A 21,743-nucleotide genomic window follows, 5' to 3' on the forward strand; every position below is an offset into this window, starting at 1 on the left:
CGGGAGGTCTGCCATGACGACGCGGGTGAGGCTCGCCGCCCCGGTGCTGGGCGTCGGCGCGGTGGTGCTGCTGAACGTCGGGAACGAGCTCTCAAAGGTCGGCGGAGGCTCGCCGGACGTGCACGCGTCCCCCGAGGGGTACGCCGACACGGTCGGCTCGTCGCCCCTGGTGGTCGTGGGCATCTACCTGGCCGTGGTCGCCTGGCTGGCCGTGGGCGGCTTCTTCCGGGTGGTCGCCGAGCGGCTGCGCGGCACGGTCGACGGGGACCGCGCCGCCCGGGCGGTGACGGCCGGCGGTGTCCTCGCCGCCGCCGTCGGCATCTCCGGCGCGCTGCCGCTGCTGGCCGCGGCCGTCATGGCCGGCGACGGCGACCTGACGCCGGAGTTGGCCAAGGCGCTGCAGCTGATGAACGGCGCGGTGTTCGTGCTCGGCTGGCTGGTGGTCGCCGTCCCGGTGTGGATCGCGGCGCGGGCCGGGATGCGCGCTCGGGTGCTGGGCCGGGTGCTCGGCTCGGGCGGGATGGTCGTGGCGGCGCTGCTCGCGGCCGCGTCCCTGGCGATCTGGTGGGTGGAGGGCTTGGTCATGGTCTGGCTGCTCGGGATGCTCTGGATCGCCGCGACCGGCATCGCGCTGGCCCGGCGGTCGCCGGCGACCGAGCCACGGGACACCCACGACGGGCTGGTCGGCGTGACCGCCTGAGCCCCGACCTACACTGCCGCGGATGGCGATCACCCGGCTCCTGGTCGCCAACCGCGGCGAGGTCGCCGTCCGGATCCTGCGGACGGCGGCGGCGATGGACCTGCGCACCGTCGCGGTGGCGCCGGCCGACGACGCCGGCGCGCTGCACGTCCGCCGGGCGGACGACGCCGTGCGGCTCGAGGGCGCCGGCCCGGCCGCCTACCTCGACGCGGCGGCGGTCGTCGACGCGGCGCTGGCCACCGGCGCCGACGCCGTCCACCCCGGCTACGGCTTCCTCGCCGAGAGCGCCGAGCTGGCCCGCCGCTGCGCCGACGCCGGCCTCAGTTTCGTCGGCCCGGACGCCGCCGTGCTGGAGCTCTTCGGTGACAAGACCCGGGCCCGGGCCCGCGCCCGCGAGCTGGGCATCCCGGTGCTGGCGGCCACCGACGGCCCGGCCGACCTCGACGGCGCCCGCGCCTTCCTGCGGAGTGTCGGCGGCGCGGTCATGGTCAAGGCGCTGGCCGGCGGCGGCGGGCGCGGGCAGCAGCCGGTGCGGTCGGAGGACGAGCTGGCGGAGGCGCTGGAGCGCTGCCGCTCGGAGGCGCGCGCCGCCTTCGGCTCGGGCGAGGTCTACGTCGAGCGGCTGCTGACCGGCGCCCGGCACGTCGAGGTGCAGCTCGCGGGGGACGGCGCGGCGGTGGCCGCTCTCGGCGACCGCGACTGCAGCGTGCAGCGGCGCCGGCAGAAGCTCGTGGAGATCGCTCCGGCCCCCGCGCTGGACCCGGCGCTGCGCCGAGAGCTGGCCGACGCGGCGGTCGCGCTGGGCGGCTCGGCGGGGCTGCGCGGCCTGGCGACGGTGGAGTTCCTCGTCCGCGGGTCCGAGTTCGCGTTCCTCGAGGTCAACCCGCGGCTCCAGGTGGAGCACACGGTCACCGAGCAGGTCACCGGCCTGGACCTGGTCGAGGTCGCGCTGCGGCTGGCGGACGGCGCGACCCTCGCCGAGCTGGGGCTGGACGGCCCGATCGAGCCGCGGGGGGCCGCCGTCCAGGCGCGGGTCAACGCCGAGACGCTGCGGGCCGACGGCACCGTGCAGCCGGCCGCCGGGACCCTGGAGCGCTTCGTCCCGCCGACCGGGCGCGGCGTGCGCGTCGACACCGCCGGCGTCCCCGGCGACGCGGTCAACCCGCGCTACGACTCGCTGCTGGCCAAGGTGGTCACCGCCGAGCGCGACCTGCCGCGGGCGCTGGCCGGCGCGGCCCGGGCGCTCGCCGAGTTCGACGTCGCGGGCCCGCTGACCAACCTGCCCCTGCTGGCCGCGCTGGTCGCGCGCCCCGAGCTCGCCGAGGGCCGCGCGACCACCGACTTCCTCGACGCGCACCTGGCCGAGCTGCTGCCCCCGGAGGAGCCGGCGGCGGCGGCCCCGGTCCGGCTCGACGGCGGGCTCGCGGTCGAGGCGCCGCTGCAGGGCGTCGTCGTCGAGGTCACCGCGGCCGAGGGGGACCGGGTCGGCGCCGGCGCGACGCTGGTCGTGCTCGAGGCGATGAAGATGGAGCACGTCGTGCGCGCCCCGGTCACCGGCGAGGTGGCCGGCCTGCGGGTGGCGGTGGGCGACGTCGTCCCGGCCGGTGCGCCGGTCGCCGTCCTGACCCCGTCGGACGACGACGCCGCGGCCGACGCCGGGGCGGCCGAGCTGGACCTCGACGAGATCCGCCCCGAGCTGGCCGAGAGCGCCGAGCGGCACCGGATCGGCCTGGACGCCGCGCGGCCGGAGGCGGTCGCGGGCCGGCACGGCGCCGGACGGCGAACCGCGCGGGAGATGGTCGCGGCCCTGGTCGACGACGGCAGCTTCGTCGAGTACGGCGCCCTCGGCATCGCCGCCCAGCGGCGGCGCCGCACGCTGGAGGAGCTGGTCGCCCGCACGCCGGCCGACGGCATGGTCACCGGGATCGGCGAGGTCGACGGCGTCCCGTGCGCCGTCCTCGCCTACGACTACACGGTGCTGGCCGGCACGCAGGGCATGGTCAACCACAAGAAGACCGACCGGTTGCTGGCGCTGGCCGAGCAGCGGCGGCTGCCGGTGGTGCTCTTCGCCGAAGGCGGCGGCGGGCGGCCCGGCGACACCGACACGGCGGGGGTGTCGCTGCTCGACGTCCCGACGTTCACCACGATGGCCCGGCTGGCGGGCAAGGTGCCGACGATCGCCGTCGCCTCCGGCTACTGCTTCGCCGGCAACGCGGCGCTGGTCGGGGTCTGCGACGTCGTCGTCGCCACCGAGGGCAGCAGCATCGGGATGGGCGGGCCGGCGATGATCGAGGCCGGCGGGCTGGGCGTCGTGGCCCCCGGCGACGTCGGGCCGACGGCCGTGCAGGCGGCCAACGGCGTCGTCGACGTCCTGGTGGAGGACGACGACGCCGCGGTCGCCGCCGCCCGCGCCGCGCTGGGCTGCCTCACCGGGCGGGTCGCGCCGGGGGAGTGCGCCGACCAGCGGCTGCTGCGGCACCTGCTGCCGGCCAACCGGGTGCGCAGCTACGACGTCCGGCCGGTGCTGGAGACCCTCGCCGACACCGGCAGCGTGCTGGAGCTGCGGCCGCGGTTCGGCCCGGGGATCGTGACCGCGCTCGCGCGGCTCGGCGGGCGGCCGGTGGGCATCCTGGCCAACGACCCCCGGCACCTCGGCGGCGCGATCGACGCGGAGTCGGCCGACAAGGCCGCGGCGTTCCTGCGGCTGTGCGAGGCGCACCGGCTGCCGGTGGTCTCGCTGGTCGACACCCCGGGGTTCATGGTGGGCCCGGAGTCGGAGAAGACCGGGACGGTGCGCCGGTTCGGCGGCCTCTACGTCGCCGGCGCCGGGCTGACCGTTCCGCTGGTCGCGGTGGTGCTGCGCAAGGCCTACGGCCTCGGGGCGATGGCGATGACCAGCGGGGACCTGCGGGCGCCGTTCCTCACCGTGGCCTGGCCGACCGGTGAGTTCGGGCCGATGAGCCTCGAGGGCGCCGTCCGCCTGGGCTACCGCCGCGAGTTCGACGCGCTGCCCGACGCCGCCGCCCGGCAGGCGCGGTTCGACGAGCTGGTCGCGGAGGCCTACGAGCGCGGCAAGGCGCTCAACGTGGCCTCGGTGTTCGAGATCGACGACGTCATCGACCCCGCCGACACCCGCGCCGTGGTCATCGAGGCCCTCCGCGCCGCGGGTGGCCACGATCAGGTCGGCTGATCCCAGCGGTTCCTGGCTCAGTGCAGGACGTGAGCCACGAACCGCTGCGCTGAGCCAGGACGCCGTTGACCGCCCCGCTCGGTGCCTCTACGGTAACCGTTACCGATGAGCAACCAAGCTGCAGCAGACGACGCGTTGGACGCGCTGGGTGATCCCATGCGGCGCCGGATCCTCGAGTGCCTGCGCGACGGCGCGCTGCCGGTGGGGGAACTGGCCGACCGGCTGCCGGTGGGCCGCCCCGCCGTGAGCAAGCACCTGCGCGTGCTGGAGGGCGCCGGCCTGGTCGAGCACCGCTCGCGCGGCACCCGCAACCTGTACGCGCTCGCACCCGGCGGGCTGGCCGGGGTTCAGCAGTGGCTCACCGGAGTCTGGGACACCGCGTTGCAGTCGTTCGCGGCGTTCGTCGAGGACGAGGAGAGGAAGCACCCGTGAGCAGCGTCCGGCCGGTCGTCCGTCAGGTCTCCGTCGCCGCGCCGCCCGAGCGCGCGTTCGCGCTGTTCACCGAGCGCATCGCGGAGTGGTGGCCGTTGGGCGCCGGGCACAGCGTCTTCGGCGAAGGCGGCACCGTCGCGTTCGAGAGCACCGGGCTGGTCGAGCGGCACGGCGACCGGGTGTCGGTGTGGGCGGAGGTGACCGTCTGGGAGCCGCCGAACGCGCTGGCACTGGACTGGCACCCCGGCCGGACGGCGGAGACGGCCACCCGCGTCCGCGTGACCTTCGAGGCGGACGACGACCGGACCCTGGTGACCCTGGAGCACGACGGCTGGGAGCGGCTGGCCGATCCCGAGGCCGCGCGCGGCTCCTACGACGAGGGGTGGGCGTTCGTGCTCGCCCGGTTCGCCGAGGCTGCCGGGGACCGCTGGTTCGCGCTGCTGCACCGGCCCGGGCCGGCCCTGCCCGAGGGCGCGTCGCTGTTCGCCCAGCCGGAGTTCGCCGAGCACCTGGCCTTCCTCGGCCGGCTGCGCGAGCGCGGCCTGCTCGTCGCCGCCGGCCCGGTGCTCGGCGGCGAGGACGGCTCCGGCATGACGGTCGTCCGCGTGCGTCCCGAACACGGGGACGTCGACGTCGCGGCGCTGGCCACCGAGGACGACAAGGCCGTCGCGCTCGGCCTCCTGCAGGTCGAGGTCCGCCCGTGGCGGGTGGTGCTCAGCGCCTGACGCTGCCGAGGGGTCAGGCGGCCGGCGTGGTCGCCGGGGCGGGCAGCACGCAGAGCGGGGCGAGCGGGTCGGCCGCGATGATCTCGGGCAGGTTCGGGACCTCGCCGACCGGGCAGGGGGGCTCTGTCGGCGTCGTCGTCGCCGGGGCGGCGGTGGTGGTCTCCGCCGCGGTCGTCGGGGCCGGGGTGGTGGTCTCGGTGGTCGGCGCCGCCGCGGTCGTCGTCGCGGCTGGGGTGGTGGTCTCGGTCGTGGGCGCGGCCGGGGTGGTCTCGGTGGTCGGCGCGGCCGGGGTGGTCGCGTCCGGGGTCGGCGCGGCCGGGGTGGTCGCGTCCGGGGTCGTCGTGCCCGGGGTGGTGGTGTCCGGGGTCGTCGTGCCCGGGGTGGTGGTGTCCGGGGTCGTCGTGCCCGGGGTGGTGGTGTCCGGGGTCGTCGTGCCCGGGGTGGTGGTGTCCGGCGTCGTCGTGCCCGGGGTCGTCGTGTCCGGGGTCGTCGTGCCCGGGGTGGTGGTGTCCGGCGCCGTGGTGACCGGCGTGATCGTGTCCGGCGTCGTACCGGGGGCCGTCGTCGGGTCCGGGGCCGTCGTCGTCCCCGTGGCCGTCGTGCCCGAGGCCGTCGTCGTGCCCGAGGCCGTCGTCGTACCGGCGGCCGTCGTCGTGCCCGCCGCGACCACCGGGACCGACGCCGGGGCGGGCAGCGCGCCGGTGACCGGCGCCGTCGCCGTGACGGTCAGGCCGGGCAGCATGGACGCCGAGGCGATGGGGCCGAGGACGAGGCCGCGGGTGATGTCCGGGGCGATGTACTCGGAGGGGACCAGCGCAGCCGGCACGCCCTGCGCGGCGAGCGAGAGGTAGGGGTCGTCGAAGCCCGGGGCGACGACGCCGATGCTCGGGATCAGCAGCGGCCCGGCCTCGAAGGCGGACTCGTCGGAGGCCGCACCGAGGGCGCCGGCGAGCGGGCCGACCGCGGCGGCGCCGACGTTGGTCGGCACGGTCGCCTCCAGCGCCGCCAGGAGTGCGGCGACGGCGAGTGTGCCGGCGCCGACGCCGATCGCCGACGTGGTCGTCAGCCGGTGCCGGCCTGGCGAGTGCTTGCCCATGGTCTCTGGATCCCCCGAAGGTTCGGACGGCTGCAACAGCATCCTGACCGGCGCGGACGCCGACGGTCTACGAAAAAGGCGCGTTCACCCCAGGTCTGGGGGACGGTTCGGCGGTGGTCGTCCGGCGCCGGCCCCACGCCGGTGACACTCGGTCGGCGACGCGACTACGGAGCCGATCGGCGGTGGTGCAGCAGGACGACGCCGTTCTTGGGCATGTCGCGCCAGATGCGGCGAACTCGACCAGGGCGGCGGGCCGTCGGGGTCCTGGTCCGAGGTCCGCCCCCATGGGGCGGAGCACCTCGTTGACGCGCGCGTGGTTGACGTGCGCGTGCACGACGTTGCCCATCCAGGCTCCCTCTCGTCCGGCCGGCCCGGCGGCGAACCGCGCGGCGTCATCGGGGATCCAGGGCGGAGAGGACGGCGCCGACGTCCCACTGCACGCGGGCGAACGCGGCCGTGACCCGGCCCCGCCCGTCGAGGACGAACAGCTCGGTCCGGTGCCGGTTGACCGTGGCGGCGCCGTAGTTCACGCCGAGGTCGAAGCGCCGCCGGACGTCGTCGAACCCCGCGGGGACGCGGAAGAACCGCACGTGCTCGCCGAACCGGATGCCGCGGTCGGTGCCGTAGCGCCGCAGCCGGTCGGGCAGGTCGAAGGCGGGGTCGTAGGTGATCGCCGCGATCCGCACCGCGCCGTCCGGGCCGCGTTCCTCGAGCGCCCGCTGCAGCGCCGCCAGCTTCGTGACGGTCAGCGAGCACTTCCGGGGGTTGTCGCAGCGCGTGTAGAAGAACGCGACCACGGCCGGCCGGCCCCCGAGGAAGTCGTCGCACGCCGTCGTCCGGCCGTCCTGGTCCTCGAGCAGGATCGCCGTCGGGACGTCGTCCGGCAGCGGGGCCGCCGACAATTCCGGTGCGGCGCAGCACGCGCACGTCCCGGATCCGCAGCACCCGCCGTCGGCCGCCGGCACTTCCTCGCGCAGGGCGGCGGGGAAACGGTCGTCCCGGGCCAGCTCGGCGAGCCGGTCCGCCGCCGGTCCCGCCCGCTCACCGAGCAGGACGATCGTGCGGACCACCTCGGTGAGCGCCGTCGTCGGCGCCGCGTACGGCCACACCGGCCGGTAGGCCTCGAAGCTGACCGTGGCGTCGGCGCCGGCGAGGTTGTCGAGGGCCCGCAGCAGCGGCGTCCCGACGTCGACCGCCGTCGTCCGCAGGCCGCGCAGCGCGATGGCCGCGCCGGCCACCTCGTCGGGGTCCTGCCCGGCCTCCAGCGACTCGACGACGTAGGGCAGCGCGGCGTCGGGGAGCCCCGCCCCGGCGAACGCAGCGAGCACGTAGGCCCGGAAGCGGGTCATCTCGGCCGCGCTGCGCCCGGCATGCAGCGGCAGGTTCTCCGGCAGCAGCGCGGCGAGCTCGTTCGCGGCGTCCGGCCCGTCCCGCAGCGCGTCGACCAGCGCGCCGAGGTCGGTGGCGGTCGACGTCACGCCGGGGGCCGCCGGTCGAGCAACTGCTGCGCGACCTGCGTGACCTGCGACGTGGACTCCTCCCGGCTGATCGCCTCGACGCGGCCGACGAAGTCGGCGTCGCCGTAGACCCGCTCCGGATCGCCGAGGTGCTGCAGCGCGGTGAGCGAGGCGGTGCGGACGTCGGGGTCGTCGTCGGTGTCGGTGGCGATCTCCTTGGCGGTGGCCTCGTAGGTCTCCGGCGCCAGGTAGCGAAGCGACGCCGCGCTCTGCCGGCGCACCTCGGGGGACTCGCTCTTGTCGCGGAGGATGCCCTCGAGGGTGTCGCGGGCGTCGGGGTAGGACCCCATGAACCGCACGGCCTCCTGCTTGGCGTCCGGCGAGCCGTCCCGGTACATGTCCTGCAGCAGGGGCAGGACGTCGACGTGGTCGTCCTCGGCCAGCAGCCGGACGGCGCGCTCGCGGTCGACCGGCAGCGGACGGTCGCCGCGCAGTCCGGCGAGCAGGCTCTCCTGGACGACGGGGTCGTGCCGCTGCGCGAGGATGCTCACCGCCCGGTCCCGCATCTCCGGGTCCGGATCGCCGACCAGGTCGTGCAGGGTGTCCTCGTAGGGCTGCTGGTGCGGGGCGAACCGCTCGACCTGGAACGCGGCGGCGGCCAGGACGCGCAGCGCGGCCTGGCGGACCGCGGGGGCGTCGTCGGCGTCCCGGACGACGGCGAGCAGGCCGTCGATGTAGTCGTCCCGGCGGCCGAGCGTGCCGGCCAGGCGGCGCAGCAGCTCGAGCCGGTCCTCCTCCGGCTGCCCGCGGTCGGTGAGGATCCGCAGCACCGGATCGCCGTCCACGCTCTCCTCACCGCCGAGGGTCTGCGGCGCGGCGGAACGGAGGCCGGACAGGTACTGCGTGCGGCTCTCCTGCGCCTCGCTGACCTCGCGCCGCAGCTCGTCCGCGAGGCTCTCGACTGTCGGTTCGGACACGGTGTCCTCCCTCTGCTGGGACCGCTGCGGGTGACGGCGCGATCTACGGCGCGACGCCGAACGGGATGCCGTCGTAGGCGAAGTTCAGATCCGCCGCGGGGGTCAGGAAGCCGGCGTAGTCGATCATGTCCCGGATCCGCGGCGTGGGGCCCGGAGCGGACGACGTCGGCACGACCGGGAACGGGCCGCGCGGGGCGGTCGGGGGCCGCGGGGGAGCCGTGTCGCCGTTCCACGGCCACAACGAGTCGAGCAGGTTGTGACCGATGAGGGCCGATCCCGGCTGGCCCGCCGTCCCGCGGAAGAAGTAGGTGTCCGGACGGGTGCCGTCGAACCGGCCGTTGAGGAACTGCCACCCCGCCCACAGCCGGTCGACGTTGCAGTGCAGCAGGAAGAACAGCGGGTCGCGGGGCGCGGTGGCCGGGTCCTGGATCCAGCCGTCGAAGCTGGTGTGGGCGCTGCCGTGCGGGTCGCCCTCCATCTCGTCGAAGCCGCCCGTGTTGGTGCCCGTGTCGAAGATCGAGGTGGGCGGCGGGCCGCCCATGATCAGCGTGTCGCCCTGGCCGGCCACGAAGGCGGCCTGCGTCTGCGCGTCGAACTGGGGCGTCCGGGTGATCCCGGGCGCGCCGTCGGTGCGCCATTGCGCGAGCAGGTTGGTCGGGCTGAAGACGGCGGTGCCGAGGCTGCTGCTGCGGCCGATGAAGTCGGGCGTGAAGAGGTTCGGCGCCGGCCGGTCGAAGCGCCAGTAGGGCAGCGCCACGCTCGGGTCGATCTTCTGCAGCTCGCGCTCGAGGTCGAGCAGGTAGGCGCGGTGCCAGGCGAGGAAGCCCGGCGCGCCGTGGGCCTGGCGCAGCGCGACCCGCTGGCGGTGCATCTCGCGGAAGCTCTGGAACTGCCCGGCGCCCTGGTTGTTGAGCGTGGCCAGGGCGATCGTGAACCGGTCCCGCTCGGCGGGGGTGAGGGCGTTCGCGTTCTTGCGGATGCGGACCATCACGGCCTTGGTCGCCAGCGGCTGCGCCGCCCCGGCCGGGGTCACCGTGAGCACGGCGTCGCCGTCCGCACGGCTGGCCCGGCCGACGACGCCGGCGACGAAGAACTCGACCGGCGAGCTGTCGGTGGGCACCTTCACGTCGAGCGTCGCCGTTCGCGGGTCGCCGCGGGAGGCGGCGAAGGCCAACTGACCGCCCGCCTGGGCGTTCTGGTTCCGGACGGTCACCGTGAGCGGTCCGCCGCCGTTCGGGGGAGCGTCGAAGAGGCGGATGCTGGCCCGCACCGGGGCCCAGGTGAGGTAGTTCCGGCCCGCCGCGTCCGTGTTGGCGATGGAGATCTCGATCCGCATGGCCATCCCCCTGACCGAGCCGCGGCGCCGACCCAGGGCGCCGTCGGTGACCGAGCAGTGTGGCCCTGGCGCATCAGCGGTACAAGACGTTTCCCCATCTCCCGGGGACCTGCCCCGAGGCGGCCCTCGCGGTCAGCGGCGCGGCCCTCGCTCCGCCCCCAGGCCGGCGGCGTCGATCGGACGACGCTCGTCGTCCTGGCCAGCACCGACGACAGCAGGCTCAGGACGCACAGCCCGAGGACCAGATCGACCAGAGCCGTCGCGAGCTTGCCGCCGAAGGACCCGTCGGCGGCGAACGGCAGGACGACGCCGACCACCGTGGCCAGTCCGACGATCCAGGAGAAGAACGCGCGCGGGCGCGGTGTGGTGAGCACCAGGAGGTGAGCCAGCCCGGTGGCGACCAGGGCCAGAGCGGCGGCGGTGAGCGCGTACCGCAGCATGAACGAGTCGCCGATCGGCAGCAGCGGTGGCGCGACCATCTCGACGTCGAGCACTGCGTTTCCGATGAGGACACCCACCACGGCGACGAGCGCGGCGACCACCGCGGTGGCCGCTCCGCCGGCCCACAGCCGGCCTGCGTCGACCGTCGGCCGTACGGGTGGCGAGGATCCGGGAGTCGGGTTCATGCCGGGCCTCCGGAGTCGAACGGACTCGTCGGACGCCGACGGTAGGAAGCGGCCCAGGAGGTCGCCTCACCTCCGGCGGGTGATGCCGGGACCCACCCCGGGCTGACATCACAGGGGTTGGGCGCGCCTCACTTCGGTGGCCGGGTGCGACCGACACAATGCGCGACACCTGACCGAGGTCGGTGATCTGAGAGGAACGCCGGTGAGTGGTCCTGGCGGTGGCCAGTTCTGGGCCGGCCCCGAACCATCGGCGGTAGCGGCTGCCCTGGCGGCGTTGGCGGCCGGCCACACGATGGCCATGGACCGACCGGTCGCCACCCGCCGGACGTGGCTGGACAGCGCCGACCTGCGGCTCTACCGCAGCGGGATGGCGCTGACCGCCGTCGAGGGCCCGGACGGCCGCGGATGCATGCTGGAGCTCAGCCGCGCCGGCCGTGCGCCGGTCACGGCCGGTCCCGACACCCTCGGCTGGCCACGCCTGCTGGCGGGTCTTCCCGAGGACCTGCGCGTGCACCTCGAGCCGGTCCTCGGGGTGCGCGCTCTGCTGCCGGTGGTCGAGGCATCGGGCACGTCCGTCAGCGGCAGGTTGCTGGACGCCGAGGGCAAGACCGTGTTGCGGCTGGTCCACGAACGTCCGGCGGCCGTCGTCGGCAGCCGTGACCGGCTGCCGGGGGGCCTGTGGCTGTCCCCCTTGCGGGGGTACGACGCGGTCGGCGAGTGCGCCGTCCGCATCGCGCACCGGTCGGGGCTGGTCCCTGACACGCCGTCGCGCTACCCGGCGGCGTTGCGCGCCGCGGGAATCGATGCGGACGCGCCCTCGAAGCCGGTGATGGAGACGGGTCTCCCCGCCCGTGTGGCGGTGGCCAGGGTGCTCCTGTCCTTCCTCGGCGAGATGGAGGCCGCCGTGGACGGCACGGTCGGCGATGTCGACATCGAGTTCCTGCACGACCTCCGGGTCGCGGTGCGGCGCAGTCGCTCGGCGGTCAAGCTGCTCGGCGACGTCCTGCCGCCCGCTCTGGTCGCGTGGGTGACACCGCAGCTGAAGCTGCTCGGCGACCTCACCACGCCGTCCCGCGATCTCGACGTCCTGCTGCAGACGCTCCCGCGCCTGACGGCTGAGCTGACGAGCGGCCGGCGTGAGGACCTGGCGCCTCTGGTACTGCGCCTCAGAGGGCTCCGCGCGGACGAGCGGCGCGGGCTCGTGGCCGGCTTGCAGTCGCCGCGGTTCGAGCGGTTCCGCGCACGATGGCGCGCCTCGCTGCTGGCGCTGGCGACCTGGGACGGGCAGCCCGGTGCGGGACCGACCGCGGCCGAGGTGGTCGTGGAACGGCTCGACCGCGCGCATCGTCGTGTGCTCCGCCGCGGCTCGCGGATCACGGACGCGTCGCCTGCGCAGGACCTGCACGACCTGCGCAAGCGGGCCAAGGAACTGCGCTACCTCCTGGAGATCTTTTCCCCGACGACGGGCCGGGCCGCCCCCGTCGCCCTCAAGGAGTTGAAGGCCGTGCAGGACGTACTCGGGACGTTCCAGGACAGCGAGGCCCAGCGCGAGGCGCTCTACTCACTCGCCAGCGACATGATGGCCGGCGATCACGCCCCGGCCCGGACGATCTTCGCGATGGGGGAGATCGCGGCCCGGCTGCAGGAGGACCAGGACACGTCGCGTGCGCAGTTCGCCGCCCTGTTCGAGCGGTTCTCGCGGCGGTCGCCGCGGCGCCGTCCGGCCCAGCCAGGACCGCGACCTACGGCGACGCCGGAGCCGGCCACGGCCATGGCAGGAGCGGCGCGGTGAAGGTCGTGGCGACGTACAACATCAAGGGCGGCGTCGGGAAGACGTCGGCCGCGGTCAACATCGCCTGGTTCGCGGCCCGCGACGGTCTGCGCACCCTCCTCTGGGACCTCGATCCGCAGGGTTCGGCCACGTACCTGTTCCGGGTCAAGCCCAAGGTCAAAGGTGGCGGCACCGCCCTGGTCAGGGGAAAGCGCACGTTGGACGACGGGATCAAGGGGACCGATTTCGACCAGCTCGATCTGATGCCGGCCGACTTCAGCTACCGCAATCTGGACCTGGACCTGGACTCCACGAAGCGCCCCACGGATCGGATCCGCCGCCTGCTCGCGCCCCTGAAGAAGGAGTACGACCTCGTTGTCCTCGACTGCCCGCCGAGCGTGTCCCTGGTGTCGGAGAACGTGGTCCACGCCTGCGACGTGCTGCTCGTCCCCCTGATTCCCGCCACGCTGTCGGTGCGCACCTACGACCAGCTCATCGACTTCGTCGACGCGATGCCGGGGCGGAAGCCGCAGGTGATGGGCTTCCCGTCGATGGTCGACCGCCGCAAGAAGGCCCATCGCGAGTTCACCCAGCGGCTGCCCGACGATCACGCGTCCGTCGTGCCCGAGGCGATCCCGAGCCGGGTGGTGATCGAGCAGATGGCCGACGAGCGCGCACCGGTTCCGGCGTTCGCGCCGGCCAGCTCCGCGACGGCCGCCTACGAGGCGCTCTGGGCGCGGGTGCGCTCCTGCTTGAACGGCACCGGGTGACGGGGTCACGACCGGAGGCGTGTCGCCACGTCGTCGTTGACGGCCTTGGCGATCGCCGCGAGGAACTCGGGGTTGCTCGCCAGCGCGGTGGCGACCGCGGAGGCGTCGACGGCCGGCTGCTCGAGCTGGGCCACCCTGCCGGCGAGCTGACGCACCTCGGCGCGGATGGAGAGCTGCTGCCCGAACGGGGTGTCGGCGTTCGGGCCCGGCCGGCCCACGAGGTCCAGTCGCGAGCTCAGCTCGCGGTCGAGCGCGGCGAGGATCTGCACCATCGTCAGCCGCGGCTGCTGGTCGGCGGTCACGTTGTGGCGTGCCATCGGCCAGCCGAGCCGGTTGGGCCCTCGGAGCTCGGTGATGATCTCGTTGAGGGCAGCCTGGATCGTGTTGATGTCAGCCAACGTGAGTCCTCCGGTGGTGACGCCGTTCTGCGCGGCGGTGATGATGGTGGGCAGCTGCGCGATCTTGGTGGCGCCGGGGCAGACCTTCCCGGTGGCCGACGACCACAGCTCGCCGCCGGCGACCCGCCACGGGTTGATCCCCAGGCGGTGGTAGCCCACTCCTCGGGACGTGGGCCGCGAGTCGGGCATCACGGCGAGCGGGATCCCCTCGGTGTCGTGCGCCCAGCGGGCGATCGAGGCGAGACCGGTCAGCTGCTCCGTCGTCCACGGTTCGCCGTCCGGGTTGATCACCCCGCCTTGCGTCTCCACCGAGATCAGCGTGGCGTTGCCCTCGAGCTGGGCGAAGGCCACGAGGTCGGTGTCCACGTACTGCTCGATGACGCCGCTGCGCGTCACGTAGAAGTGCGAGTCGACGGTGGCCGTGGAGAAGAAGCCGAACAGGCTGGGGGCCTCGGAGACGGCCACGTGGAGGCAGACACCGCGACCCTTGACCCGCCGCTGCCGGGACACGGCCACGGGGATGGGGCGAAACACGGCGCCGGGCATGATCGCCACGGTCCTCAGCTCACCGGGACAGCGGACCGGAGGCGCTGCGGCGCTGCCGAGCCCTGCACGCGGGTCCTCATCGGTCCGCCTCCACGGGTGGGCCGTCGCCGGACGGCTCGAGTTCCGGCCGGACGTGCCAGGGCGACGACGATCCGCCGCGGGGCGACCCGGAGAGGACGGCGGCCGAGGGGGCGGACAGGGCTGAACTCGGAAGGGCGGGGCCGGAGAGCCCGAAGCCAGGGCTGAGGCCCGGGACCGGGCGGGTGGCCGGGGTCCAGGCCCGGCCGTCGAACCACCGCTCGCTCCAGCGGAAGGGATCGTCCGGGTACGGGTCCCGGTACCACCCGGCGGCCTCCAGGGCGGGATCCGCCTGGGCGAGGGGTGAGCGCGGCGCCGGTGGGGCGTCCCTCGGGTCCGGACAGGCGGGAAGCGTGCCTGCGGCCGGTCGCCGTGGCCGCAGCAGGCGCAGCCACAGATCGCGCCCGGCGACCAGCCAGGACGCCGCGAATGCCCAGACGGCGACGGTCTCGGCCGCGTAGAGCAGGGGAATCGGCCCGAGACGGATCGGCCGGTAGCCGGCGAAGGCAGCCGCGATGACGGCCAGCAGGATCAGCCCCGCGCACACCCGGTGGAACGACGCAGCCCCGAGGTTGCGGCCGTACGCCCGCTCCCGCCGGGCGAAGATGCAGGACAGCGCCGCGAGGAGCAGGAAGCACACGCCGGCGGCGATCAGGTGGACCTGCTGGGTCGGTGTCTCGCCGAGCAGTTGCTGGACCGGCGAGCAGCCGGACGGCGTCGGGGAGCTCCCGCACGGAGCTGCTCCGAGGCGGCCGGGACGTTCGACCGGGAAGACGACCACCCCGAGCAGCGCCACCCCCGCGCCGAGGCTCAGCCGGAACTCCCACGTGCGTGGTTGCCCCGCGAGGTAGGTCGCCAGGAGGACGGCCATCACGCACAGGATGCCGACGAACAGGTCGTGCACGGGGGAGTGGTAGTAGGAGCTCAGGGACCCGCCGATGGGCACACCGAGCCAGCTGCCCCCTCCGATCAAGGCCGCCGGCAGCAGCAGACCGAGGACCCCCACCGCCGTCCTGATGAGCAGGTACGAGCGGACGTAGAGAGCCGCCGGGTCGTGCGGGTCGGCCAGGTCACGCGGGCGCTGGAGAGAGTTCGGGGTCGGTCTGCGCATCGTTCCTCCGGGGTCGGCTCGTGCGGCCGGGGCAGGAGATGGAGAACTGACAGGTGGCCGCGCCTCGCCGACCACCCCCGACCCACGGAGGAAGGCGGGGATGTCGTCGCGACGCGGTCACCTCACCCTCGTCATCGCCGGGCACCGGCGAAGGGGTGCGCGCGTCGGCGAAGATTCTCGAGCGACGGCGTCGCAGGTCCCTGACCTGCGCCTCCCATGACACCGTCTCGCGAGGACGTGATCGCCGAGGCCGGCCGCAAGTGCGCCGCCCCCTGCGCCCGCCAGGCCGCCGAGGGATGCGCACCGGCCGGGCGGCGGACCGCTGCTGACACCCTCGTCGCGGAGTACCTGGCGCTGCACGAGAACCAGGGCGTTCCCCGAAGGTGCGACGGGCTGCTGCGCACTCACCCCGGCCTCGCCGCCGTCCGCCCGGCGAGGCCGTTCGGTCACCCGCGTCGGCGGACGTCATGCAACCCGCCCAGCGGCCGGGCTACACCACGCTGATGTGCGACTCGGCCGGCCAGCTGCCGGGCCACCGAGCCTCAAGCCGCAAACTCACCCCGCAGCGTGGGTGGTTCGGTGGCGTGGTATGGGTAGCGAGGTGTGTATGAGTGAAGAGCCTCGTACGACGGACGCTGGGCCAGCTCCCACCTCGAAGACGACGGAGACACGGACCGAAACGACGGAGTTCCAAACCTCGTCTGACGTCCGGACGTCGACATCCGCGAAGGAGGAAGGCGCCCGCGATCAGGGTGAGGAAGCCAGAGACGACCAGCGTGACCGGACGGATGAAGGCGCCCGCCGCCAGGGTGAGGAAGCCAGAGACGACCAGCGTGACCGGACGGATGAAGGCGCCCGCCGCCAGGGTGAGGAAGCCAGAGACGACCAGCGTGACCCAGGTGATGCCGCCCAGGGCGGCGGCCTTGGCAGCAAACTCGGCAACAAGCTCGGCCTGGGCCATCACCGCGACCAAGCTGACAGGGATGAGACCGAGTAGACAGCGTCTCGTGTGCAGAGGCACGGCTGGGCGATGGCACCAAACGGCGTCTTGACGCACAGCCGCTCCCCTACGGGCGGCCTCGTCCGTAGGGGGCCATGACTGAGCGAACGCGCACCTCCCCGTGGTGACCGGCTACATCTTCGAGGTCACTTTGTTCGCGGCTCGCGCACCCCTGCGGAGGACGGCGCGGTCAGGCTCCGCACACACCCGGCATCGACCACCGGTTTCTCGCGACGCGTCGATGACCACATCCGCCGCTCTCACCTGCCCCGCTGGGGGCCCGTGTGTCGATAGCGACCACGAGTGCTGGCCCGGCGAGCTGCACCGCGTCCAGTCCCAGACCAGCTACTCCCAGCCATGCGATCGACTCGCTCAGAGCCAGTGGGGCGGGTGGGGCTCGAACCCACGACCCAGGGATTATGAGTCCCATGCTCTGACCAGCTGAGCTACCGCCCCGAGGCCTCCAGCCTCCCATGGCCCGCGACACGGATCGCACCGGCGCCTGCCGACCGGGAGCTCACGCGTCGCGCACCATGGAGACGTGCGGACGGCGCTGGAGCGGACCTGGGTCCGCGCGGGGATCCTGCTCGTCCTCCTCCTCGCCGGCGTCGTCCTCGCGCTGACCGTGGACCTCCCGAGCGTCGACTCGGTCCGCGCCTGGCTGGCCTCTGCCGGGACCGCCGGGTTCGTCGTCCTGGCCGGCGCCCTCGGGCTGGCGCTGCTCGCGCCCGTGCCCCGCACGGCCCTTTCCGTGCTCGTCGGCCTGGTCGCCGGGTTCTGGGTCGGGCTCGCGGTCGCCCTCGGCGGCGCGCTGCTCGGCGGGCTCGCCGGGTTCGCGCTCAGCCGCTGGCTCGGCCGCGGCGCCGCCACCCGGCTGGCCGGCCCGCGGCTGGCCCGCGTCGATCAGCTCGTCGGCGAGCGGGGCTTCGTCTCGGTGCTGACGGCGCGGCTGATCCCCGTCGTGCCGTTTACCCTGCTCAGCTACGCCGCCGGGCTCACCGGCGTCCGGCTCGTGCCGTACCTGGCGGCCACCGCGGTCGGCCTGGTGCCGAGCACCGTCGTCCAGGTCGGCCTCGGTGCCTCGGCGCCGTTCGTCGTCGAGCAGGCGACCACCTTCACCGTCGTGCCCGTGCTGCTCGTCGCCGGACTGCTGGCGGCGCTCGGCGCCGTGGCCTGGCGGCGCCGGAAGCGGCGCGCGGCGGAGCGGGAGCCCATCCCCGGCTAGCCGCGCCCGAACAGCCGGCCGAGCATCCCGCCCGCGCCGCCGAGGGTGCGCGCCGCCAGCTGCAGGATCGGGCCGCCGGGGATGCCGGGCGCCGCCTGCACGATGGGCGCGAGCCGCAGCAGGCCGCCGATGTCGTGCACCTTGAGCCGTCGGCGGGCCACGGCGGGCACCGGGTTGACCCGCCCGGACGCCGCCTCGAGCAGCAGATCGGCGCGCGCCTCGACCGACGTCCCGGACGTGTCGCCGGGCGACACCGGGGTCACCGTCCAGCCTCGGCCGTCGGCGGCGAACCGCCAGCCGCCGTCCGGCGTCACCAGGGCCGCGCCGCCGGTGATCCCGGACGACGCCGCCAGCGCGCCGGTCACGTCGGCGAGCGCGGCCAGCCCCGACTGCAGCACCTCGCGCGGCACCGGCGGGGCCCCGGCGTCGGCGAGGTCGAGCCCGTGCACGGCCAGCTCGTAGGCCTGCCCCAGGACGACGCTGAGCAGCGGCAGCCGACCGACGACGGCGACCGTGGGCGCCGTGTCCAGCTCCTCGGGCTCCTCGGTCAGGTACCGCTCCGTGGCCTCGCGGTTGCGCCGCAGCCCGGCCAGCACCTCCTCGCGGGCGGCGTCCCGGTGCGCGGCGGTCACGCGGGCGTTCACCGCGTCGACGTCCGGCGGCGTCCCGGTGCCGCCGGCCTTCGCCGAGGAGATCAGGTCGGCCATGGCGGTGTTCTCCGGCCACAGGCCCAGGTGCACGCAGATCTCCTGCGCCCGCCAGCCGGGCAGCCGGGTCTTCCGGCCCAGATCGACGGACTCCGCCTGGGCGAGGAACGCGTCCCAGGCGCCGAGCACCATCCCGGCGACCTTCTTGCGTCCCGCGTCGGCCATTCCGTGGGTTCGAGTGGCGTCGCTAGCCATGGCCGTTGCCTACCCGGGCAACCGCGTTCGCCCACGTACGCGTGCCACGAACCGGGTGCGACCCGCCACACCCGCACGGGTGAGATCGGTCAAGGCCGCGAGCGCGCGCACCGATGCCCTCTCCGTGGACCGACCAGCGGGGGACCGCCGGGCGCCGGGAGCGCGACCGCGCCCCGTGCGCCGGCTGGGTGCTGCGCTGCGCGCCGGCCTCTACCGGCAGCTGGCCGAGGACGACGACCGCGCCGCCCACTGGGTGCGGCACGTGCGCATCGGCGTCCTGCTCAGCGAGGTGGCCGCGTGGGCGGTCGTCGGCTACGCCCTGCTCACCGACACGCCGGCCCACGGCTCGCCGCTGGTCTTCGGGCTGGCCGCGGCCGTCATCGTCGGCACGCCCGGGCTGCTGCTCCTGCCGCTGGCCGACATGATGCGGGACGTCCGCGGACCGGTGCTCTTCTACGCCTGGAGCGTCGCCGTCACCGCCGTGGTCGCCATCGGCTCGCGCCTGGACGGCGGGGGCGTCAGCCCCCTGTTCTCGCTGCTGTTCCTGACCCTGGCCTACATGGCGTTCATCTACCCGCCGGGCGGCGTGGTCGCGATCGGCGCCCTCATGGCCGGCACCCACGTCGTCGTGGTGGCGCCGCCGCACGTCACGCTGTCGGTGCTGTTCATCACCGTGATCATGGGCGCCTTCACCATGGTCTGCGCCTCGCGTCGGCGAACTCCTGGGCCGCCTACGACCGCCAGGTCCTGCTCATCCGGACCCAGGAGACGCTGGCCACCACCGATCCGCTCACCGGCTGCCCGAACCGGCGGGCGTTCCTGCAGCGGCTGGAGGCCGCCCTCCGGGCCGGGACGACGTCGGCCGTCGTCTGCCTGGTGGACCTCGACGGCTTCAAGGGCGTCAACGACCGCGGTGGGCACGCCGCGGGTGACGCCGTCCTGCAGCGGGTGACCGCCGCGCTGTCCGCGGCCGTCCGGGAGACCGACACCGTCGCCCGGCTCGGCGGCGACGAGTTCGCCGTCCTGGCCGAGATCACCGCGACGCTGCCGGCGGACGACCTCGCCGAGCGGCTGCGGGCCGCCGTGGCGTCGGTCGGCCGGGACTGCGGCGTGACCGCCAGCGTCGGCATCGCCGAGGTGCGCCGCGGCGACGACGTCCACGACCTGCTGCACCGCGCGGACGCCGCGATGTACCGGGCCAAGACGGCGGGCGGCGACCGGGTCACCGCGCTGCACGCCTGAGCGACCACCGACCGCTTGTCCGGGCGCAGAGACCGGGCCAGCCTGGGCGCATGGCGCGCAGCGGCACGAGCCTCGGCACCGTCATCCGGTGGGACGAGGCGCAGGGGCGCGGGTTCATCGAGTCGTCGGACCTGCCGGGGGAGTGCTGGGTGGAAGCGGACGTCGTCCGCCGCAGCACCGGGGCCGAGACGCTCCGCGCGGGTCAGGTGGTCGAAATCGAGTGGGAGGAGCCGGCCGAGGGCGGCCTGCGCGCCGTCCGGGTGACACCGAGGGAGGACCTGCAGGCCAGCCTCGGTGGGTGAGTCACCGCGTCCGCAGGTCGCCGGTCTCCACCATGCGCTCGGCCACGTCCCGGACCTTGGTGTTGCTCTCCATCGACACCCGCGCCAGGGCCTGGAACGCCTGATCGGCGGTGAGCCGGTGCCGCTCCATGAGGATCCCCTTGGCCTGGTCGATGACCGCCCGCGAGTCCAGGGCCGCCTCCAGGTGCCCGACCCGTTCGACCGCGCTCGTGTAGAGGTACATGTTCGACACCGGGACGACGGCGTACGAGGCGAAGCGGGTGGCCAGCTCCCGGTTGCGCTCGTCGGCGCCGTGGGACCGGCGGGCGTAGACGTTCAGCCCCCCGGACACGCGCTCCTGCACCGGCAGCGGCACCGAGAGCACGCTCTGGAAGCCGGACTCCGCGGCACGCCGGGCGAACTCCGGCCACCGTCGCTCGGTCCGCGTGTCGAGCACCTCTGCGGGGTGCCCCTCGGTCGCCGCGGTCAGGCAGGGGCCGCCGCCCAGGGCGTACTGCACGAGGTCGAGCTCGGCCGCCAGCGCGTCGCTGGAGGCGACGGTGCGCGGCGTCCCCTGGGACACGATGGTCACCGAGGTGACCGGGTCGACCGGGATGACCCGGGCGGCCAGGTCGGTCACCGTCTGGATCAGCGACTCCAGCGAGTGCTCGGCGAACGAGATGCGCCCGAGCTCCTCGAAGGCGCCCTGCGCGGGGCCCACGGGCATGTTGTTCGGGTCGTGGCGGGTCACGGTTCCTTCTCCGGCGAGGTCAGGTCACCGGGCGAGCCGGCGGCGACGGAGAGGCCCCCACGGGTTGAGGACCCCACCTGGCGAGGACAGGCCTCGCCTCGCACGCCGCCTGTTGGACGCGCCTTCCGCCGCGAAATATAGCCCGCGCGTTCTCGTCCTGGGGTGGCGGGGGACACGCCCACGTGGCGTGGCGCGCCGGGACCGGGGGCGCGTGTCCGTTACCGTGCGTCATCGCCGGGCGGACGGCCGGCGGGACGCCGATCCGGCACTCCGGCCGCCCCTTGACACCGGCCCGTGGGCGCTTCTCGGAACGGGAAAGGCTCGGTGGACGCCGGGCCGTTGGTCGTGGTATGGCCCCTGACCAGCGGTAAGAGGTAACACACGTCACCTTGCGTCACATTCGGCGCATCTGCCTCACCCCCACTGGCGCGATGGGGTCCCCATCGGGCAAACTGTCTGCGGGAGCCCTGCTCCGTCACTGCCGAACACAGCGCGTCACCGAATCGATGGGTCCGTAGGGGAAGACGAGACCGATCGAGTCGATGGAGGTGCCTCGTGCAGCGACGGTCTACCCAGGGTGTCGTCTTCGTGCACGCGTGCCCGAAGGCGCTCTGCCAGCACGTCGAGTGGGCGCTGGAACGCGTCGTCGGCGCGCCGGTCTCCCTGTCGTGGGCCGAGCAGCCCGCGGCGCACGGTTCCTACCGTGCCGAGGTGGCCTGGACCGGTTCCCCGGGAACCGGCGCCCGGCTGGTTGCTGCGCTGCGCGCGTGGCCGATGCTGCGCTTCGAGGTGACCGAGGAAGCCAGCCACGGCAACGACGGCGAGCGCATGTCCTACGTGCCGGGCCACGGCGTCTACCGGGCGCCCACCAGCGCCAACGGTGACCTCGTGGTGACCGAGCAGCAGCTGCGGCACCTGGCCGCGACCGCGACGTCCATCGAGGCGTTCCGGCACGGGGTGGACGAACTGCTCGGTGCCGCCTGGGACGCCGACCTCGAGGTCTACCGCCACGCCGGCGACGGCAGCCCCATCACCTGGCTGCACCAGGTCGTCTGAGGAGCGAACCAGCAGGTCACGATCCGACTACGACACTCCCAGCGGAGGCGCCGAGGCGTCGTAGGCTACAGAC

Annotated in this window: 19 protein-coding genes, 1 tRNA gene and 1 pseudogene; 10 read left to right on the top strand and 11 right to left on the bottom strand. The window is 74.5% G+C overall.

The window, feature by feature from the left end; genetic code table 11:
- Positions 1-13 precede the first annotated feature (13 nt).
- The 4 genes from AB3388_RS10065 (at position 14) to AB3388_RS10080 (ending at position 5,047) form a co-directional block, all read left to right on the top strand.
- The gene (locus AB3388_RS10065; RefSeq protein WP_495410629.1) at positions 14-700 is read left to right on the top strand and encodes a hypothetical protein; all 687 of its coding nucleotides are present in this window, start codon (positions 14-16) and stop codon (positions 698-700) included.
- 22 nt (positions 701-722) lie between these two features.
- Positions 723-3,890 carry an acetyl-CoA carboxylase family protein gene (locus AB3388_RS10070; protein ID WP_495410630.1) on the top strand — a complete coding sequence of 1,056 codons (3,168 nt, stop codon included), beginning with the start codon at positions 723-725 and terminating at the stop codon, positions 3,888-3,890.
- A gap of 105 nt (positions 3,891-3,995) precedes the next feature.
- A complete protein-coding gene (locus AB3388_RS10075; RefSeq protein WP_495410631.1) occupies positions 3,996-4,322 on the top strand; it encodes an ArsR/SmtB family transcription factor in 327 nt (108 codons plus the stop codon).
- On the top strand, positions 4,319-5,047 hold the full coding sequence (locus AB3388_RS10080; RefSeq protein WP_495410632.1) for an SRPBCC domain-containing protein: 729 nt from the start codon (positions 4,319-4,321) through the stop codon (positions 5,045-5,047). Before AB3388_RS10075 ends, AB3388_RS10080 begins: the two co-directional genes overlap by 4 nt.
- 13 nt (positions 5,048-5,060) lie before the next feature.
- Here the strand turns inward: AB3388_RS10080 and AB3388_RS10085 are convergent, their stop codons facing one another.
- The 5 genes and pseudogenes from AB3388_RS10085 to AB3388_RS10105 all read right to left on the bottom strand — a co-directional run.
- On the bottom strand, positions 5,061-6,143 hold the full coding sequence (locus AB3388_RS10085) for a hypothetical protein (RefSeq protein WP_495410633.1): 1,083 nt from the start codon (positions 6,141-6,143) through the stop codon (positions 5,061-5,063).
- 392 nt (positions 6,144-6,535) lie between these two features.
- On the bottom strand, positions 6,536-7,621 hold the full coding sequence (locus AB3388_RS10090; protein ID WP_495410634.1) for an SCO family protein: 1,086 nt from the start codon (positions 7,619-7,621) through the stop codon (positions 6,536-6,538).
- A complete protein-coding gene (locus tag AB3388_RS10095) occupies positions 7,618-8,577 on the bottom strand; it encodes a HEAT repeat domain-containing protein (RefSeq protein WP_495410635.1) in 960 nt (319 codons plus the stop codon). The genes AB3388_RS10090 and AB3388_RS10095 overlap by 4 nt, the downstream gene beginning before the upstream one ends.
- Positions 8,578-8,620: 43 nt before the next feature.
- Positions 8,621-9,913 (bottom strand): tyrosinase family protein, encoded by a 1,293-nt coding sequence (locus AB3388_RS10100; RefSeq protein ID WP_495410636.1) that lies wholly within the window; start codon positions 9,911-9,913, stop codon positions 8,621-8,623.
- 209 nt (positions 9,914-10,122) lie between these two features.
- Positions 10,123-10,539 (bottom strand): annotated as a pseudogene (locus AB3388_RS10105) (DUF6069 family protein); the annotation flags it as partial.
- 298 nt (positions 10,540-10,837) lie between these two features.
- On the opposite strand from AB3388_RS10105, the gene AB3388_RS10110 reads away from it, so the two are divergent.
- On the top strand, positions 10,838-12,331 hold the full coding sequence (locus AB3388_RS10110; protein WP_495410637.1) for a CHAD domain-containing protein: 1,494 nt from the start codon (positions 10,838-10,840) through the stop codon (positions 12,329-12,331).
- A complete protein-coding gene (locus AB3388_RS10115) occupies positions 12,328-13,080 on the top strand; it encodes a ParA family protein (RefSeq protein WP_495410638.1) in 753 nt (250 codons plus the stop codon). Before AB3388_RS10110 ends, AB3388_RS10115 begins: the two co-directional genes overlap by 4 nt.
- A gap of 5 nt (positions 13,081-13,085) precedes the next feature.
- On the opposite strand, the gene AB3388_RS10120 is transcribed toward AB3388_RS10115, so the two are convergent.
- From AB3388_RS10120 to AB3388_RS10135, 4 genes are all read right to left on the bottom strand, one after another.
- Positions 13,086-13,943, bottom strand: coding sequence for a peptidoglycan recognition protein family protein (locus AB3388_RS10120; protein WP_495410639.1), 858 nt, complete (start codon positions 13,941-13,943; stop codon positions 13,086-13,088).
- Between the two features lie 157 nt (positions 13,944-14,100).
- Positions 14,101-15,213, bottom strand: coding sequence for a DUF2510 domain-containing protein (locus tag AB3388_RS10125; RefSeq protein ID WP_495410640.1), 1,113 nt, complete (start codon positions 15,211-15,213; stop codon positions 14,101-14,103).
- 490 nt (positions 15,214-15,703) lie between these two features.
- Complete coding sequence (locus AB3388_RS10130) at positions 15,704-16,174, bottom strand: hypothetical protein (RefSeq protein WP_495410641.1); 471 nt, start codon at positions 16,172-16,174, stop codon at positions 15,704-15,706.
- Between the two features lie 421 nt (positions 16,175-16,595).
- Positions 16,596-16,669, bottom strand: a tRNA-Ile gene (locus tag AB3388_RS10135).
- A gap of 85 nt (positions 16,670-16,754) precedes the next feature.
- On the opposite strand from AB3388_RS10135, the gene AB3388_RS10140 reads away from it, so the two are divergent.
- On the top strand, positions 16,755-17,438 hold the full coding sequence (locus AB3388_RS10140; protein ID WP_495410642.1) for a TVP38/TMEM64 family protein: 684 nt from the start codon (positions 16,755-16,757) through the stop codon (positions 17,436-17,438).
- Here the strand turns inward: AB3388_RS10140 and AB3388_RS10145 are convergent.
- Positions 17,435-18,310: a maleylpyruvate isomerase N-terminal domain-containing protein gene (locus tag AB3388_RS10145; RefSeq protein WP_495410643.1), complete on the bottom strand. Its 876-nt coding sequence runs from the start codon at positions 18,308-18,310 to the stop codon at positions 17,435-17,437. The two genes, AB3388_RS10140 and AB3388_RS10145, sit on opposite strands and share 4 nt — an antisense overlap.
- 327 nt (positions 18,311-18,637) lie before the next feature.
- Here AB3388_RS10145 and AB3388_RS10150 point away from each other — a divergent pair, with 327 nt between their 5' ends.
- Together AB3388_RS10150 and AB3388_RS10155 are read left to right on the top strand one after the other, a co-directional pair.
- Positions 18,638-19,582 (top strand): GGDEF domain-containing protein, encoded by a 945-nt coding sequence (locus AB3388_RS10150; RefSeq protein WP_495410644.1) that lies wholly within the window; start codon positions 18,638-18,640, stop codon positions 19,580-19,582.
- Between the two features lie 50 nt (positions 19,583-19,632).
- Entirely contained in the window at positions 19,633-19,884 is a 252-nt protein-coding gene (locus AB3388_RS10155; protein WP_495410645.1) for a cold-shock protein, read from the top strand.
- A gap of 1 nt (position 19,885) precedes the next feature.
- Here AB3388_RS10155 and AB3388_RS10160 read toward each other — a convergent pair whose 3' ends face one another.
- A complete protein-coding gene (locus AB3388_RS10160; protein WP_495410646.1) occupies positions 19,886-20,614 on the bottom strand; it encodes an ANTAR domain-containing protein in 729 nt (242 codons plus the stop codon).
- Between the two features lie 555 nt (positions 20,615-21,169).
- Here AB3388_RS10160 and AB3388_RS10165 point away from each other — a divergent pair.
- Positions 21,170-21,670 (top strand): DUF3145 domain-containing protein, encoded by a 501-nt coding sequence (locus tag AB3388_RS10165; protein ID WP_448624126.1) that lies wholly within the window; start codon positions 21,170-21,172, stop codon positions 21,668-21,670.
- The last annotated feature ends 73 nt before the right edge of the window (positions 21,671-21,743 follow it).

Source organism: Geodermatophilus sp. SMS 5-13, assembly GCF_059428245.1.